Annotated in this window: 15 protein-coding genes; 11 read left to right on the top strand and 4 right to left on the bottom strand. The window is 50.7% G+C overall.

The genetic code is table 11. The annotated features are described in order from the left end of the window. The first annotated feature begins 1,409 nt into the window (after window positions 1-1,409). From BLX42_RS10895 to BLX42_RS10875, 5 genes are all read left to right on the top strand, one after another. On the top strand, window positions 1,410-3,107 hold the full coding sequence (locus BLX42_RS10895; RefSeq protein ID WP_158259246.1) for a Mu transposase C-terminal domain-containing protein: 1,698 nt from the start codon (window positions 1,410-1,412) through the stop codon (window positions 3,105-3,107). Beyond that, on the top strand, window positions 3,104-4,021 hold the full coding sequence (locus BLX42_RS10890) for a TniB family NTP-binding protein (RefSeq protein ID WP_105642560.1): 918 nt from the start codon (window positions 3,104-3,106) through the stop codon (window positions 4,019-4,021). The genes BLX42_RS10895 and BLX42_RS10890 overlap by 4 nt, the downstream gene beginning before the upstream one ends. Further along, complete coding sequence (locus tag BLX42_RS10885; protein WP_146117346.1) at window positions 4,008-4,715, top strand: hypothetical protein; 708 nt, start codon at window positions 4,008-4,010, stop codon at window positions 4,713-4,715. The genes BLX42_RS10890 and BLX42_RS10885 overlap by 14 nt, the downstream gene beginning before the upstream one ends. 475 nt (window positions 4,716-5,190) lie before the next feature. Next, window positions 5,191-5,694, top strand: coding sequence for a hypothetical protein (locus BLX42_RS10880; protein ID WP_105642558.1), 504 nt, complete (start codon window positions 5,191-5,193; stop codon window positions 5,692-5,694). A gap of 25 nt (window positions 5,695-5,719) precedes the next feature. Then, window positions 5,720-6,130 carry a hypothetical protein gene (locus tag BLX42_RS10875; RefSeq protein ID WP_105642557.1) on the top strand — a complete coding sequence of 137 codons (411 nt, stop codon included), beginning with the start codon at window positions 5,720-5,722 and terminating at the stop codon, window positions 6,128-6,130. Between the two features lie 89 nt (window positions 6,131-6,219). On the opposite strand, the gene BLX42_RS10870 is transcribed toward BLX42_RS10875, so the two are convergent. Continuing rightward, on the bottom strand, window positions 6,220-6,612 hold the full coding sequence (locus tag BLX42_RS10870; protein WP_256585927.1) for a helix-turn-helix domain-containing protein: 393 nt from the start codon (window positions 6,610-6,612) through the stop codon (window positions 6,220-6,222). A gap of 317 nt (window positions 6,613-6,929) precedes the next feature. On the opposite strand from BLX42_RS10870, the gene BLX42_RS10865 reads away from it, so the two are divergent. The 3 genes from BLX42_RS10865 to BLX42_RS10855 all read left to right on the top strand — a co-directional run bounded on the left by BLX42_RS10865 (window position 6,930) and on the right by BLX42_RS10855 (window position 8,681). After that, a complete protein-coding gene (locus tag BLX42_RS10865; RefSeq protein WP_105642555.1) occupies window positions 6,930-7,664 on the top strand; it encodes a metallophosphoesterase family protein in 735 nt (244 codons plus the stop codon). 14 nt (window positions 7,665-7,678) lie between these two features. Then, window positions 7,679-7,987 carry a hypothetical protein gene (locus BLX42_RS10860; RefSeq protein ID WP_256585926.1) on the top strand — a complete coding sequence of 103 codons (309 nt, stop codon included), beginning with the start codon at window positions 7,679-7,681 and terminating at the stop codon, window positions 7,985-7,987. Between the two features lie 196 nt (window positions 7,988-8,183). Further along, window positions 8,184-8,681, top strand: a complete 498-nt coding sequence (locus BLX42_RS10855; protein WP_105642553.1) for a hypothetical protein — start codon at window positions 8,184-8,186, stop codon at window positions 8,679-8,681. 464 nt (window positions 8,682-9,145) lie between these two features. Here the strand turns inward: BLX42_RS10855 and BLX42_RS10850 are convergent, their stop codons facing one another. The 3 genes from BLX42_RS10850 to BLX42_RS27195 form a co-directional block, all read right to left on the bottom strand. Beyond that, the gene (locus BLX42_RS10850) at window positions 9,146-10,129 is read right to left on the bottom strand and encodes a restriction endonuclease (RefSeq protein WP_158259245.1); all 984 of its coding nucleotides are present in this window, start codon (window positions 10,127-10,129) and stop codon (window positions 9,146-9,148) included. Window positions 10,130-10,912: 783 nt separating this feature from the next. Next, on the bottom strand, window positions 10,913-11,182 hold the full coding sequence (locus BLX42_RS10845) for a twin-arginine translocase TatA/TatE family subunit (protein WP_105642551.1): 270 nt from the start codon (window positions 11,180-11,182) through the stop codon (window positions 10,913-10,915). A gap of 305 nt (window positions 11,183-11,487) precedes the next feature. Next, the gene (locus BLX42_RS27195) at window positions 11,488-11,697 is read right to left on the bottom strand and encodes a helix-turn-helix domain-containing protein (protein WP_105642550.1); all 210 of its coding nucleotides are present in this window, start codon (window positions 11,695-11,697) and stop codon (window positions 11,488-11,490) included. Window positions 11,698-12,045: 348 nt separating this feature from the next. Here BLX42_RS27195 and BLX42_RS10835 point away from each other — a divergent pair, with 348 nt between their 5' ends. Genes BLX42_RS10835 through BLX42_RS10825 form a run of 3 tightly spaced genes read left to right on the top strand, consistent with a single transcriptional unit; the run spans window position 12,046 to window position 14,583 of the window. Next, the gene (locus tag BLX42_RS10835; protein WP_161871759.1) at window positions 12,046-12,486 is read left to right on the top strand and encodes a nuclear transport factor 2 family protein; all 441 of its coding nucleotides are present in this window, start codon (window positions 12,046-12,048) and stop codon (window positions 12,484-12,486) included. Window positions 12,487-12,496: 10 nt separating this feature from the next. Then, the gene (locus tag BLX42_RS10830; protein ID WP_105642548.1) at window positions 12,497-13,831 is read left to right on the top strand and encodes an MBL fold metallo-hydrolase; all 1,335 of its coding nucleotides are present in this window, start codon (window positions 12,497-12,499) and stop codon (window positions 13,829-13,831) included. Further along, the gene (locus BLX42_RS10825) at window positions 13,828-14,583 is read left to right on the top strand and encodes an SDR family NAD(P)-dependent oxidoreductase (protein WP_105642547.1); all 756 of its coding nucleotides are present in this window, start codon (window positions 13,828-13,830) and stop codon (window positions 14,581-14,583) included. The genes BLX42_RS10830 and BLX42_RS10825 overlap by 4 nt, the downstream gene beginning before the upstream one ends. Window positions 14,584-14,602 lie beyond the last annotated feature (19 nt).

Raw genomic sequence — 14,602 nt, 5'->3', positions numbered from 1 at the left:
ACTAAACGGCGAACTCAATGGCAAGAGCCATGATGAGTTACACCACTTCCTGGGACACGATCGATTACTCTGTTATCCAAGGCAAGCCATATTGGATAGGTTGAACGGCGGTTTGTGAGAACGGAGGCAGGAAGGTGGAACAAGTAGGGACGGGTAAGTGCTTGATTTTTCAGGAACGGGGTTTTGTGAAAATCTCAACGGAGGTTAGTTGTGAGCTTTATCAGTTAATCGGAAAATCATATCCCTCTGATCTGGCTGAGATTTCTCTAGGGGCGAAGCCATAGACCGGAGAAATGAATTCTTTTTTCCGCTCAAGTACTGCAACGCGTCTTTTTTCCGGTCAATGGCCGTCCCAAAAGCCTGCAAGGCCCACAATGAACCAAGCCATCAACTGGTTTCGCTCACACCTCCACGATCCTTTCGTCGCAGCTGTAGCCGGGCTTCAGCACGTATTGAGGTCGTCTGCCTGGCTGACAACAAATACGCATCCCAAGCCTTAGCTATAGATAGACGGATGAAGATGGCTTGCTTGAGGAGAGTCGCAATTATCTTCACGGTCTAAAGCTGCTGAGAAGATTTGCCTCAGGAGGTAGATCTGTTATCAATTGATTCGTCGAAACATGGCCCTTCATTAGTTGAGAGAGAGAGAGTCTTGCTTTTTGTCGTCACAAATCTCTTCTAGCGGGAAAGAGGAATGCAACGGAACATTTAATAAGAGGCCCTTTAAAGGGATCCATAAGATTCAATCGCTTCACTCCGCTCATCCGTTGAGAATCATGTAACTAAGCTTGACACGAGCTCGGGTTCTGCACATCGAGGCACCCGAAGAGTCAATTTTTGCATGCCAAGGACTCCGAATCCTAAGGAAATCCTTGGTCAGTTGAACTCACTTGAAAGACCGAATTAATCAATTAATGATGGTTTTTCAATTTATGCATAAATAATAAGCCATAGCGTAACTTATTGATTTTTATCATTTATATTTCCAGCGAAATGCAGGTGATGCTTTCTTGGGTTTAATCAATATATTAAATATTCGAGGTGTCAACTTTCTGGCTGATAATGGCGTTAAAATTTAGTTGATGCGGTCGTCGTGGTGAGCTAGCGTATAGCCAATGCGAAGTCACTAGGCTTCCTGCTCGAAGCAAGTAATTCGCTCCAGTGGTTACTTAGAGCTTTGGCAGTTGAATAGAAAAGAAAGTTGATTCAACTTCGGCTATAAGGCAGCTATGGATTAGTAAGGTGTGCTCGCACTTACTTGCTGCTCGATCTTCATATCTTTAGTGTGGTGAATGTTAATGGCGAAGGACTCTGGCACCTCAATCACAATTCACGCAACACGACCGGTTAGGGCTAAGGTTCCTCCTTTAAGAGTTCCAAGGCCTTGGAAGCCCGCCAATCCAACTGTGATGCGTGAGGCAGTGCCATATCAATCATTGGATGTAAGTGACGCTGAGCTACGGCTTGCTCTGAAGCGGGAAGCCATTTTTCAGCAGCTAAAACAAAAAATGATTGATCAGCCTAAAGCGATGGAACTTCTAGAATTAAAAAAGAGCCAGTTTTACAAGCTATACAATAAATTCCTAGCGTCCGAAAGCTATCTTGAGCTGACAAGGAAAAAGCGAGGAACGAAACCTGGACGCGAAACCCTCACGGAAGTGCAGCGCGCCGCCTTGGAAACGGCGTATCAAGAGTACTATAGAGGGCCGAGCGCATCCTCGGCAAAGGTTTGGAAGGAATCGCAAGGTCTATGTCCTGACAATCAGCGTCCTCCTAGTAAGTATCAAGCCAGAAAATTTGTGACGGCTAAACCTGAGAAAGAGAAGTACTATCGTAAATACGGCAAGGAAAAAGGTGATAATAAGTATCTTGTTAAGCCTGGAAAAAAGGTTATGGAGCGGGTGCTTCAACAAGTGCAAATGGATCACACCTCTGTAGATATTTTGCTTGTAGATGAGTTTGATCCGAGCGTAATAATTGGGCGGCCCTGGTTGACAATTCTAATGTGCTCCTTGACAAGGGTTGTACTCGGACTGTATTTAAGCCTGCAAGCGCCCGGGTTGAGAACAGTTGCAAACGCCTTGAGCTTCGCCATTCTTGAAAAGGCTAAGTCTTTGGAGTTATACGCCCCTGGCGGTAATACTTACCCTTTTCACGGCATTCCCTTTCAGATTTACACAGATAATGCTGCAGAGTTCACAAGTCCTCGTTTCATTGCAACATGCAAGCGCTGGGGTATCGACTGGGATCATCGCCCTGTCGACAAGAAGTGGTATGGAGGACTGATAGAGAGAGTGATTGGTACCTTCATGACCTCGGTTCATTTTCTCCCGGGCACCACTGGCAGTAATGTGATTCAGCGGCAGGGGCTAACTCCGGAGCACGATGCAAAATATAATGTAATCGAGTGCGCAAAATTTTTACTGGAAGAGGCAATACTATATAACGGAACTGTTCATCGAGAGCTCGGGTGCACGCCACGTCAAGCGTGGGATCACTATGACGCTATGGGGCTACTGGATCGAAATAGAGTCATCCGTCCTGAGGATCAAGATCGTTTCTTCATTGATTTTCTTTCACCCTCTTATGACCACGTAATCCATCCCTATGGGATTAATTTTGCAGGGAGAAGGTATGGTCGGTACGAGCTTGAGCCGTACATTGGACGTCGAGATGTTGAAATTCGGTACCAGCCATATGATCTGGGGTCGATATGGGTATTAGTTGATGGGCAGTTTTTGCATGTGCCGTGTAGTTTTACACGCGACAGGCTCTCTAACAACTGGGAGTCCTACAGCAATCACCGTGGGCTGTCTCGCGCTCGACTTGTTGGCCACAACGCCCCAAGTGGAATGCTCGACGATGAATATGCACTCGAAGCCCAAGAGCGCCAGCGGCTCCTGGCGCAGCAGGTAAAAGCTAAGCCTAAACAGGCTCTGCCACAGCCTGATGACGCCGGTGCTAAAGACGTCACCGCCCAAGGAGAGCGGCTGCCAAACCCCCCAGCGCCTCAGCCTGTAATTGGTACGCCTCGTATCATTACTAACAGCAAAGCTGGCGCAAATACCTTCGAGCCAAAAATCATTGTAGATAGGTTCAAACTATGAGTTCTCATCCTACTTTTGACTATTCGCACGTTCTGGAGGCGCATCGCCACAAGCTTGATTTACCTGTGGAGGAGCGAATTAAGATTTGCAGACATGATTTTTGGATCGATAATCCGAAGTTTGCGCCAGTATTTGAGTGTTTAGGTCACATGCTTTACACAGCACACCAAATTCAGGCGTCTTGCATTTTTATTTACGGGAATGGGGGTGATGGCAAATCAGCCGCTTGGCATCACCTGAAATATCTCAGTTCCAATTCCGATAAAAAAATGGTTTTTATCGAATTAACTGAGAATACAAGTCGCTTTAAGCTACATGATCGGCTTTGCCAGGCCTTCGGAATTGACATGGGTCGCCGAAGCATTGCCGACAAAGAGGAACTTATTTTCAAATATATCGCTAATAATGGAATATGCGCAATCGTTATTGATGAGTTGAATGATGCGCTGCTCCAGCCTTACGCACAAAAGCGGACGCTCCTTTCCTTGATGCGTAATCTTGCCGGTACTTTGAAGCTGTGTGTAATCGCGTTCGGGAATACTGAGGCATGCAGTATTCTCACGCTTGATCGAATCATAGATAGGCGCTTTGTACAATACTATGTGAGTGATTGGGAAATGGGGCAGGATTTTGTGAATTTTCTAGCGACCTATGAAGCGCATCTGCCCTTAAAAATAAGATCCAATATTACCTGTGCGGAGATCAATGCGCTGATCCTGTCTGAGTCATACGGCATCATGGATAATGTCGTTAAAATTATGAAGTGCTTGGCAATGGATGCAATCGAATCAGGCGCTGAGCGTATTAGTGCAGGGCAATTCCCTCGCCTTCGTGAAATCGCAATGAGGTTTGGTTTCAACCTACACGTTCCTAAGACTAAACGTGAAGATGCCCATGCCCATGCAAACACATAAAATGACACCATGCCAGCAGGCGATATATGATAGCACCATAAATAGTTTAGTCTCTGCTGACCCAGTGATTACTATTATCAATGCTTACCCAGGAGCAGGGCTTTCTACATTGATGGAGAATATTTTGACGTCCCAAGGTAAATGCATTCTAAATTTGGCGGCGCGCCCCGCACTCACCGGCATGAATTTGCTGGAGACCTTCTACTATGAGCTTGGGTTGGGTGCAGAAGGAATATATCATGGTGCTCCGATCCCGTCGTATGTGAAAGAACTGGTTAGCGTTCAGTCTATATCGGTGATTGCGATTGGTGATCTTGACGACTTTGCTCTCACTGTGTCGATGAAAAAAACAGCTGTTAGTCATTTGAATAAAATGGCCACGGGACTGCCTGGTATTAGCTTCTTGATGTCGCAAAGCCCGTTGAGGGGAAAGGCCGAATGTGTTGTTCATCAGCGCGAAATTACAGGTAGTCAAAATCGTAGTGAGAGCATTCTGCAAAGCTTTGAATCCAAACAGCAATACATGGACTATTTCGAGGGTTTCGTTCAGACTATCGGATTGCGTGCTGTTACGACCTCAGTGCTGTCCGACCTCTATGCGAGGACAGAGGGTAATCTCGCATCTACAATTTTGAATTTATGCCATCCGCTTTTAAGGGCGCAATGGTTCGTCGAGCAGTCTAAAGATGATTAACCCTAATGAACCGCTACCAAACGAGCTTTTTTCGTCTTGGTTGCATCGGCAGGGGGCCATTCCAAGGATTGGAAAACTCTCACTGAGGGAGGTAACAGATGTTTATCATCGCTGTATGCAGCAGGGAGACTTCGATCCGGATTTTGATCGAGAGAGCGAGTTCACACGAACTTGCCTTGAGCTCATGGGGATGTCACAGTCCGACTTCAAGGGTTTCGATACAACAAGCTCGTGGTTGATACCCCGATACTATCGAGGGGCGTTCTGCTACCAGTGCTTCTGTGAGCACATTAGGCATTTTCGGCTGCCAACGATGCTAACGGAGTGGTGTTCCGTCTTTCACACAGTTTGCCCTCGGCACTTGGTTCCCATACTCGATACTCCTGGGATATATAATTACAAACTCAACATGGCTTTAAAGCTATTCGGTCACTACCATTCCAATTCCAATATTGTTTCAAAGGAGTCATCAAGTATGGAGACTGGTGTACTATCGGCATTGCTGAAAGTACAGTCTCTGATGTCAAAATTTGAGATGCAATGCCAGAAGAGGGAAGATGATCGTCAGTGGCGACTGATACAATTGATTATCCGAGTGTTGCTCTATCCAAGGCACGGATTAATAACTTCCCTGTTCCCCAAGCAGCCGGTCAGCACTGATTCTCAACTGTTCAGGTATAACCTCAACCTCGGGCCTTTAATCAGTCAGGCGATTCGTCGACGGGTTGCTGTGCTCCTCACAGGCCTGCTTTTTAATTATGTCGAACAAGCAGATAGACCTGCAGCGGAGCGGTATTTGGAGTCTTATGATCATCGCCACCACTACTTCGACAATATGTACGGACTGGGCAGGTCAGCAAATATATTTACTCCTGAACGGGGACTGCAGCTCCTAAGTCAATTATTGGAACTCTCTCAAGATACTGAGAGCCCTTATCTTAGGGACTTCATCGCTGGATTCGGTAGCGGGCGTGGATAGCAAACGATCGGAGGTGGAGTTGCAAATGAATCTTGTTATTCAAGTCACATTCTCACTGGCTGTGGCTATGACTGAGGAGGGCGAGTTTTTTGGCGAGCAAGCGAAGGTCGGAATGCTTGTTTTGTTGCCCTCTCGGCGGATCATAACGTGGTTCCACGTAGCGAAGTATCCGGTAGTATCGCCTCGCATGATTTTTCCTGGACTGCTGGCGTCCGGCCTAACAAAGACATCGAAGTTCAACGCCAACAAAACATCAGACACCCAGAAGCACGAGGATGTGGTAGACGCCTTCCTGGACATCTTTTACGACTTTCCAGTTACAGTCTATGGCAGTCGCGCGACCGTGCGCGAGATCGCGAAACGAAATTTTGATTCGTTAATGCGTAGCGCGGTTGCACGTTACAACCGGCAGGTCGGAAGCTTACTCAACGAATGACCGCAGTGAACACTATTATCTTGCTAAGTGGCAGCTGGACGGGTATTAGAAATCTTTTTAAAAGGCGCAAATCTCTGTCCAAATCAGATTTACTGAATAGGTTCGCCGTCCGGCTGCTTTCTCCACAGCACGCTCACCGTCGACTTCGCAAGCCCCAGCAGCTCCGCGGTCTCCTTCTGCGTCTTTCCTTCAGCCTTGCATTGAAGCACCGCCGCTCGATTGGCAGCGCCTGACCGAATGCGACCGTGCACTGATTGAAGCTTGCCGTCGGTAAACTCGCCGTCGAGCTTGTCCAGGACACCGAGCTTCTCAAGTTTGGTGATCTCACCGGCCAGGTGTTTCAAAAATTCCTTCGGGGTCTGGCTACGGACATGAGCGCTGGCGACCGCCACGAGCGCTACAAGGTCAACGTCCAATGCAATGGCGATGTCTTCGAGCGAGGACAGGGTGGGGCTGCTTTTCGCGCGCTCGAGGTTATTCATGTGCCGAGCTTCGACCCGGCCATGAAAATCTTCTTGAGACAGGTTTCGGGCGGTACGTGTCAGTCTTAAGACTGCAGCCAGTGGTTCTCTCAACGACATTTGGTATACCCAAAGCCGAGGATAAAGCCATATTGCAAGGTTCGACTCCATGCAATATAGTGCTGTGAAATGAACTGTGCGCCACGCTTGGTGCGTTGTCCTGGTCGAGTAACTGAAGGCTGGGATGCTTGCGCTCCATCGCGCCGGCAGTCTCGGCAAGCATGCGCTCTGTAACCCAGTCTGCATCAATTTATAGCTAAATCCTCAAGGTCAGCGTTTTGAGAATCAGAATCTACTCAGACCTCCACGCCGAGTTCCACCGTTTCGACCCGCCACCCCTCGACGCTGGTGTTGAGCTGGTAATCCTCGCGGGTGACATCAACAAAAAGGCCAGGGGCGTCCACTGGGCCAACGAGACGTTCGCCTGCCAAGTCGTATACGTCACAGGGAACCACGAGTATTACGACGGGCACCTTGATCGCACCTTGCAGAAGATGAAGGACGCCGCGGCCGGCCACGTGCATGTTCTGGACAACGAATCGCTGACTCTGGGGGATGTCAGAATCCTCGGCAGCACAGCATGGACTGACTTCACGTCAACAGGGAACCAGGTCGCGGCCACCAACGCTGCCAGGCAAGGCATGAACGACTTCAAGTACATCAGGGCAGACTCGAACTACAGAAGATTGAGACCGGATGACCTGGTTACCCGGAACCACATCGCCAAGGACTGGCTCACCCAAGAGCTTGCTCAACCGTTTGATGGCAAAACGGTAGTGGTAACCCATCACTCACCATCTCCCGTGGTGATTGGTGAGCAGCATGAAGGGCATCTTACTGCAGCGTACACCAACGACTGGCAGCACCTAATCGAGGAGGCCAATGTGTGGGTGTTCGGTCACACGCATGAGGCTACAGATGTTGAGCTGGCTGGCTGCCGGGTGATCTCAAACCCCCGTGGCTACCCCGGAGAGAACACCGGTTTTGACCCTTACTTCGAGATCCAAATCTAATGGCCACTTCGGCGATGAAGCACTTTATTGACCACGCCGTCGAGCCGATAGAGCTCGAGCGGGATCTTCCCTCTGAGGTCATTCAGGCGCAGGGCATAGACTGGGGAGTAGTAGTGGATGCTTACCTGATCAAGGCCGCGAGGGCAGGGCAGAGCTACGCGGCGCTTGTTTACAGCGATCAGTCTGGGGTTTGCTCGGACGGAATGACAGTTGCTACCCCTCCACTTTGCCTGGTTGAGTCGAGGGCGGGCTTCAAGCTGATGCGCAGCTTCGATGGTCAAGACCACTTCGTGATCGCTAGCGAGCTAAGTGAGTCGCAGTGATCAGCCTTGTTGGGTTGGCTTACCAGCCAGCCTGAAGGCCCTTTAAAGCTGTAACGGTTGGTGAGGCGCGACGAGCGCCTCTGATTTACGTTCTTTGTATCCCGCTGACACAACCCGTGGACTTTTTGTGTGCGTGCGTATTCCGGTGGTATCGAGCTACCGGCAGTCTCAAAACTAAATGCACTAAGGAAAATGCATGTCTGATCTGAAAAAGATGACATTGACTGTCAAAAACTATCACCTCAAAGCCAGCGGCGAGCTCGATGCACTTTATACTCAAGTTCGATGTGAGGACAGTGAGGGTAATACATTCCACTTCAAAGAAGTCTGCATGCTGAGCTACCTGCAGAGACACGGCGCGATTGCGACTGACAGTCCTAGGGTCTGGTATTACAAGCATCTCGGTAAGAAATCTATCGTTCTAGTTGCTTGCGAAAAGGGCAATGGTAAGGTTGAGTATGACCTTGATCACATGAAGCTTGTTGCCAGATCTAGCGTGCTAAAAGGAATTGTATTCACTTTGGCTGCGGTTCCTGCAGGATTGATTATCGCCACGGCGACTTTTGGAATTGGTCTCCTGGTTATCCCCGTGGGTTTGTTTTACGGATATCGAAGCCTCTTCACAATTCCTAGAATGCTACGGCGAGAGACGCTGGTAGGCGACCTGCAAAGCCACGGCATCATGGTTCGATAGCGTTCAGAAATTGAATTGACCGCTACCTATCCATGGGGAGAGCCAGATTATATTTGGGTGATTTTCGATACCTTGAGCACGCTTCTCGAGATTCAGAGCCAACAGAACCCCTAGTGAGGCTTCTGCGGCCAGGCTTGCAGCAGGGGCGCGTCATATCACCTGACGATCTACCCTGGCTTTTGATTCACGGCCATGGAGTCGAGGCCACGGCAGCTGCATGCGGAATCAAAATCTCGCCTACCTCGCTAGCCGTGCCCCAGGATGCCCCAGAGCTGGGATCGCAGTCGATTCGGGTGTTTGAAGACGCATGGCCAGCGATAAATTTGCCGAGATCTCCTCTACGAGAAAAGGTAGAGGAGGTTTCGAGACTCATAGCATGTTCCAAGTTTCAATTTGGGCACGGTCGACACTTGGATGTTGGATATCACTCTATAGCTGGCGCCAGCATAAAAATAACTTAAAGGTTAAGCGGTCTCAGAAAATAAAGAGTCCGTTAGGTTTTCTTCAGGAGACCACAATCCTTGATTAACTCTCGTATATGTTTTGCATAGCGCAACAATCTTTGTTTCGCCTCCGAATTTTAAAGCCTCTCTCTGTATTTTGGTTAGTGATTCAAAGGCATTGCCAGTAAAGCCGTAGGTTGATATAAAAACTCCCCCGTCATATTTTTCTTTGATGAGAACGTTCATGAATGACTCTACTGCAAGCTGCCCAACCCTGTTTCCCGCTCGCCAGTGCTTGATTTCGACAGCATAGGTTTTGAGTGAGCCTTTCACTTCACCCTGTAAGATTAAATCTTTACCTCCATCTTTGCTTGAGGGCGTAAGAGTTACCGAAAATCCTATGCCTTCAAAAGCTTCAGCCATTAATCTTTCTAGGTCTCGCCACTCAAGAGTGTCAAGCGCCCTTGGGTTGCTCGCTACCGCATTGATAAGAAGCTTAGATGCGGTTTTTATAATAAGTTGTACTTCGCGCTTTGCCTCGTCATCAGATTTGGTATTTATCCCTGAAGCCCAATTTCTTAGAGCTTGCGCGTCGAATAATTCAAGTTGCTGCGGTTTATACTTGGCAGCCAAAGCTAAAGCACTCTGACTAAAGCCTGTTTTTGAAAATATCAAGGTTCTTTTTAGGCCGGAGCAGTGGGCTCTGCTTAAAGTGTGCTCTACAGTATTTCTCTCTACTTTCTGCCTGGCATAGGTTTTAACTTCGACGCCAATAGAATCCGCCATGAAAATGTCATTTCCTTGACGCTCAACCACTAGATCCCATTGGTCGACTGCACGAGTGTGCGTAGATTTAATAGAGTGATTATGCCTGATCGAACCATACCCCTCATGCTCCAGTAGCGGGAGAAGAATCTCTGAAAGCAATAACTCGGATTGGCGAGGATCATTTTCCGACAAAAACACATCAATTCTGTCGAGCAACTCGGCGGTCTCTATTTTCACAGTTCTAGGCTCTATTTTTGTGGCCTCGGGCTTATTCCGCGATGGAGTGCGAAGCGCTCCTGCACTCGAATCAACTAATGTCAAAGACGCCGCGAATGCCGGGCGCGGTAGGTCGTGGGGGCAGCCCTTTCCCGGAGCGATGGATGGGACAAACTCTTCGTACAAAGCCTAGCCAACGCAACGGCGATCCCTCGTGTGAAGATGGCTACTTCCCTTTGACTCTTACTCTTAGTCACGAACTCGCTTCCGTTTTGAGGCCAGCCGGAAGATTACCCGAAGACGATCTGCGCTGCTGTAGAGCTTAAAGGAGGTGACATGCACAGTAAGAAAAAAACCGGAGCCCTGACAGCTCTGGAGTTCGAAGCGATGATGCAAGAGTTCGACTACGCGCTGGAGGATGGCAGCAAAGCTGCGCTAAAGGTCAGATGAGCTCACGGACGCCATCGAGCGTGATGAGAAACGCCCAGATCCGAAGTTTGGTCGCTACCGGAAAACGCTCTAAGTCATAGGTTGCGGAGGGGGGAACCCGATGGTAACCGAGTCTTCGGATTGCCGCTTCCGGTCACTGTGAGTTACTCCCATTAGAGAAGACCTATCCTGTCATTTCCCTGACGAAGCCCCTAGGCCCGCATTCCAGGCATTTCAGTCCTCAAACTGGGTCAGGTTCGGGATGGCTTGCGAAAGTACTTACATGGCTACCAGCAGCGCTCAACCGGTGCGTTTCCGGGCCGAGTACCAGAAGGGCGACCAAGCCGATGAGAAGCCGTTCGCTAAAGCTAAGGATCAACCTTTATGGTGGGACTCGTTAACCGCTTGGGCCAGGCCGTCGACGGTGGATTCCTGCCGGCTCGAAATGCCTGGCGCATATGGCTTGGAATGGACTGATGCTGAGACCGGTACGTCCGACCTCTGATCCTCATCACTCATCGCCTTACGAAAGCCTTTGAGCGATTCGCCCAGATCGCCACCTAGGTTTTTCAGCTTTTTCGTACCGAAGACCAGTACCACGACGAGGAGCAGAACGATCCAGTGTTTCCAGTCAAAAATACCCACGGTGCTTCCCTCAATTCTATGTAATCAAAGCACCAACAGCCTCTCGCCGATCGCCGTGGAAATGCTCTACGCAGTTTCAGGACGGCGAAATCAGCAGCGTGGCTGTTGGCTCAGAAGGCTGGCCATTAAGGGGGCAGCCTGCGGTAGTAAAATGGGTGGTAGCTGTTCATCACGGCGATTATTTGCTCGTGAGGACAGTCCTGGTGCTTATCAATCAGGCCGCTCTCACGACCTGATCCCGCCTGTGCCGTGTGGGCCGGATAGGCTCAAGCTATCCCGGCAATTGAGTGCGACGCAGCCTCGACTCAACCATTCCCTTCAGAAGGATGCGCTGAGTTTTCGGATTGATCTTGAACCGTCACATGCATCGCTGACTTGCAAGGCTGATACCCAAGCCCGCAGGCGATCTTCCAAGCCTTTCTTGTAGTCTCCAATGCAACGTTCCCCCGGGTACCCGATAGCACCCGAGAAACGGTGGCAATAGAGACCTGGGCTTGATCTGCAACCTCCTGCATGGTTACCCGCGGGCGCTGTCTTTCCATATCGCTAACGCTTCCCGGTATTCAATGATCTAGCGGAAATATTGAAGTCGGTCGGGAAGGTACTGGGTGCGATTGCATCGAGTCGACGGTCACTGCACTCATTTTTGTTCTCCTTTCACAGCTCGGAAGGGCTGAAAAATCAGTCCGAAGCGGGATGCTCGCCACCTGTTAGGAACAAGGAAGTGCGTGCATCTCCACGACATTCAAGGGTGTGGAGGGGATCATACGAATGCAGGTTTGTACGGGCGCCTATCTTTCGAGAGGCGATTCGCACGCAGAGATGACGGGAACATGGGATCACCATAATAAAAGGAGAACCCCATGTCCCAAGCCATCTCTCGTGAAGAGCGTATAGCTGCCGAGTGGGCGTGTGAGCGTCTGGTTAAGCAGTTCGCTCAGTTGAATGACGCCCAAGATCATGACGGTATTGCCGCGCTTTTCGTTGAGGACGCACGCTTCTCGCGCCCTCTGGCCCCAGAGGATTACTTCGAGGGCCGTGAAGCGATCCGTTCGATGTTCCGTGACCGGCCGCAACGGCTGGCTCTGCACATTATGACCACCATCTTGATTGAGCCGACCTCTGCGACTACCGCACGTGGCCGCTGCTACCTCATGTATGTCTCCAACAGTGATGCTTCGGCAGCTCAGCCTGCTCCAGTAGAAGGAGCGCCCATGTACGGCCAGTTTGACGATGAGTTCGTTCTGACAGGCGAGGGCTGGCGGTTCTCAAAACGCCGCGGCAGCGTAGTCCTCAAAGGCTGAGGGACTTGCCATGACCGTTCAGAATTTTCGTCGCTGGCAGGTTGGTGATGTACGCATCACCCGCATTGTCGAGACAGCACCCGTTGGTGCCCCCGTGTCCCTCATGTTTCCCGAGGATGACGATTCGCTTATCGCGCCCCATCAGGAGTGGCTCCAGCCTCATTTCCTGAATGACGAAGGGCAGATGCTTGTGGCATGGCAGTGTTTTGTCGTTGAAACCCCTGATCGTCGAATCATGGTCGACACCTGCATTGGTAACGATCGTAAGCGCTACTTCGACATCTTCAACGATATGCAGAACCCCTTTTTGCAGGATCTGCACAGTGCAGGTTATCCACCAGAAAGCATCGACACCGTCCTTTGCACGCACCTGCATTACGACCATGTCGGGTGGAACACGCAACTGGTCAATGGAAAATGGGTACCGACGTTCCCCAACGCCCGCTACCTGTTCGGAAAGGTCGAGTGGGAGTACATGCTGGGGCTCGCGGAGGCGGGGGATTGGCATCACGCAGGGCATGTTCCTGACTGCCTGATTCCCATCCAGGAGGCGGGGTTGGCAGACTTGATCGACACTGATTTTGAGGTGTGTTCCGAGATCAGACTGCTCCCCACTCCTGGCCATACACCTGGGCACGTCAGCATCCATATCGAGTCTCAGGGGCAAGTCGCGGTAATCACCGGCGACATCATGCATCACCCCCTGCAGATGGCCATTCCGAACAAGCCGTGTGCGTTCGATCACGACAAGGCCCAGGCCTGCTGCACCCGTCAAACTTTTCTGACCCGCTACCAAGACAGCGATGCCTTGGTCATCGGTAGTCACTTCCCTGAACCCACCGCAGGCCATGTGCTCAGTTACGAATCCGCTTGGCGTTTCGAGGGGCAGGTTAGTGATACCCAGACAACCTCAAAAGGAGAACCTAGCGTGACCAAGGCAGCCAATGCGAATGAACAACTGGTGCTGGATTTCTTTGCGACTCTGAGCACGGGCGATCTCGAAAAACTGGGCACTTTCATCGATGCTGATACCACCTGGACGCCCATGATCGAAAATGTGCCAGGCGCGGGTACCCATACGGGCAAAGCTATTTGCGGAGAGTTTCTTGCTCCAGTCCGTGGCCTGTTCGTCGATGGTGATCCCAAGGTGCACGTCGACAACATCGTCTCCAGTCATGACAAGGTCATGTGCGAAACACGAGGTATCGGCCAGCTACGCAACGGGCGCTCTTACACCAACCTTTACGCTTGGGCATTCCAGATTCGCGACGGTCGTATCAAAGCCATCCGCGAGTACATGGACAGTCACTACGTGGTGACCAATATTTTGGATGGGCAGCCATGAACCACGACTTCTCTGGCTTCAATGTGTTCATTTCGGGAGCGGGAAGGGGGCTTGGGCGTTCGACGGCTGCGTACTTGGCGACCTTGGGTGCAACAGTTGGTATCGCCGACATTGATGCTGTCGGCTGCGAGGAAACGGTAGAACTGATTCGCAAGGCCGGTGGAAAAGCTCACGGTTACGTGGCAGACCTGGCGTCACGCGCCGAGTTTCTACGCGTTGCTTCGGCCTTTTCGGAGGAGGTGGGGCCGCTGCATGCCGTCCTCAACAACGCCTCGATTCTGCGCTATGCGCCTATCGACTCGATCGATGAACAGACGCTTGATCTCATGGTTGGCGCAGGCCTGAAGACAGTGTTCTGGGGCGCTCAAGCGCTGCTCGCCAATATGGATGGTGCGGTTGGCGGCACGATCATCAATTACGCATCGCCGGTATCTCATAAAGGCTTCGCGAACACCTCTGCCTATACCGCCGTGAAGGGTGCCGTGCATGCAGTGACACGTTCGATGGCGGCTGAGCTGGGGCCGCGTGGTGTGCGCGTAAACGCTATTTCTCCAGGTTCGGTACCGACTCCCGGTGCCGTCGCCTATGTCTCCCAGGATGAGTACGCCAAACGCGCTGCGAGCATACCTTTGCGCCGCTTGGGAGAGGACGCGGACATTGCCCAGGCGATTGCTTTTCTACTTAGCCCTCACGCCGCTTTTGTTCACGGCTCTGTCTTTTGTGTTGACGGCGGCATCGTCGCTGCGGGTTAACGGCCAATTTCATTTTCGA

Source organism: Pseudomonas sp. SG-MS2 (assembly GCF_009933855.1).
Taxonomy (GTDB): Bacteria; Pseudomonadota; Gammaproteobacteria; order Pseudomonadales; family Pseudomonadaceae; genus Aquipseudomonas; species Aquipseudomonas putida_E.
This window is presented reverse-complemented; position numbering and strand designations above follow the sequence as displayed.

Coding starts and splice junctions, on each gene's coding strand:
- BLX42_RS10830 (WP_105642548.1), top strand. CDS start 12,497: ATGACCGTTCAGAATTTTCGTCGCTGGCAGGTTGGTGATGTACGCATC.
- BLX42_RS10895 (WP_158259246.1), top strand. CDS start 1,410: ATGCGTGAGGCAGTGCCATATCAATCATTGGATGTAAGTGACGCTGAG.
- BLX42_RS10870 (WP_256585927.1), bottom strand. CDS start 6,612: ATGAATAACCTCGAGCGCGCGAAAAGCAGCCCCACCCTGTCCTCGCTC.
- BLX42_RS10855 (WP_105642553.1), top strand. CDS start 8,184: ATGTCTGATCTGAAAAAGATGACATTGACTGTCAAAAACTATCACCTC.
- BLX42_RS10860 (WP_256585926.1), top strand. CDS start 7,679: ATGAAGCACTTTATTGACCACGCCGTCGAGCCGATAGAGCTCGAGCGG.
- BLX42_RS10890 (WP_105642560.1), top strand. CDS start 3,104: ATGAGTTCTCATCCTACTTTTGACTATTCGCACGTTCTGGAGGCGCAT.
- BLX42_RS10875 (WP_105642557.1), top strand. CDS start 5,720: ATGAATCTTGTTATTCAAGTCACATTCTCACTGGCTGTGGCTATGACT.
- BLX42_RS10880 (WP_105642558.1), top strand. CDS start 5,191: ATGGAGACTGGTGTACTATCGGCATTGCTGAAAGTACAGTCTCTGATG.
- BLX42_RS10835 (WP_161871759.1), top strand. CDS start 12,046: ATGTCCCAAGCCATCTCTCGTGAAGAGCGTATAGCTGCCGAGTGGGCG.
- BLX42_RS27195 (WP_105642550.1), bottom strand. CDS start 11,697: ATGCAGGAGGTTGCAGATCAAGCCCAGGTCTCTATTGCCACCGTTTCT.
- BLX42_RS10885 (WP_146117346.1), top strand. CDS start 4,008: ATGCAAACACATAAAATGACACCATGCCAGCAGGCGATATATGATAGC.
- BLX42_RS10825 (WP_105642547.1), top strand. CDS start 13,828: ATGAACCACGACTTCTCTGGCTTCAATGTGTTCATTTCGGGAGCGGGA.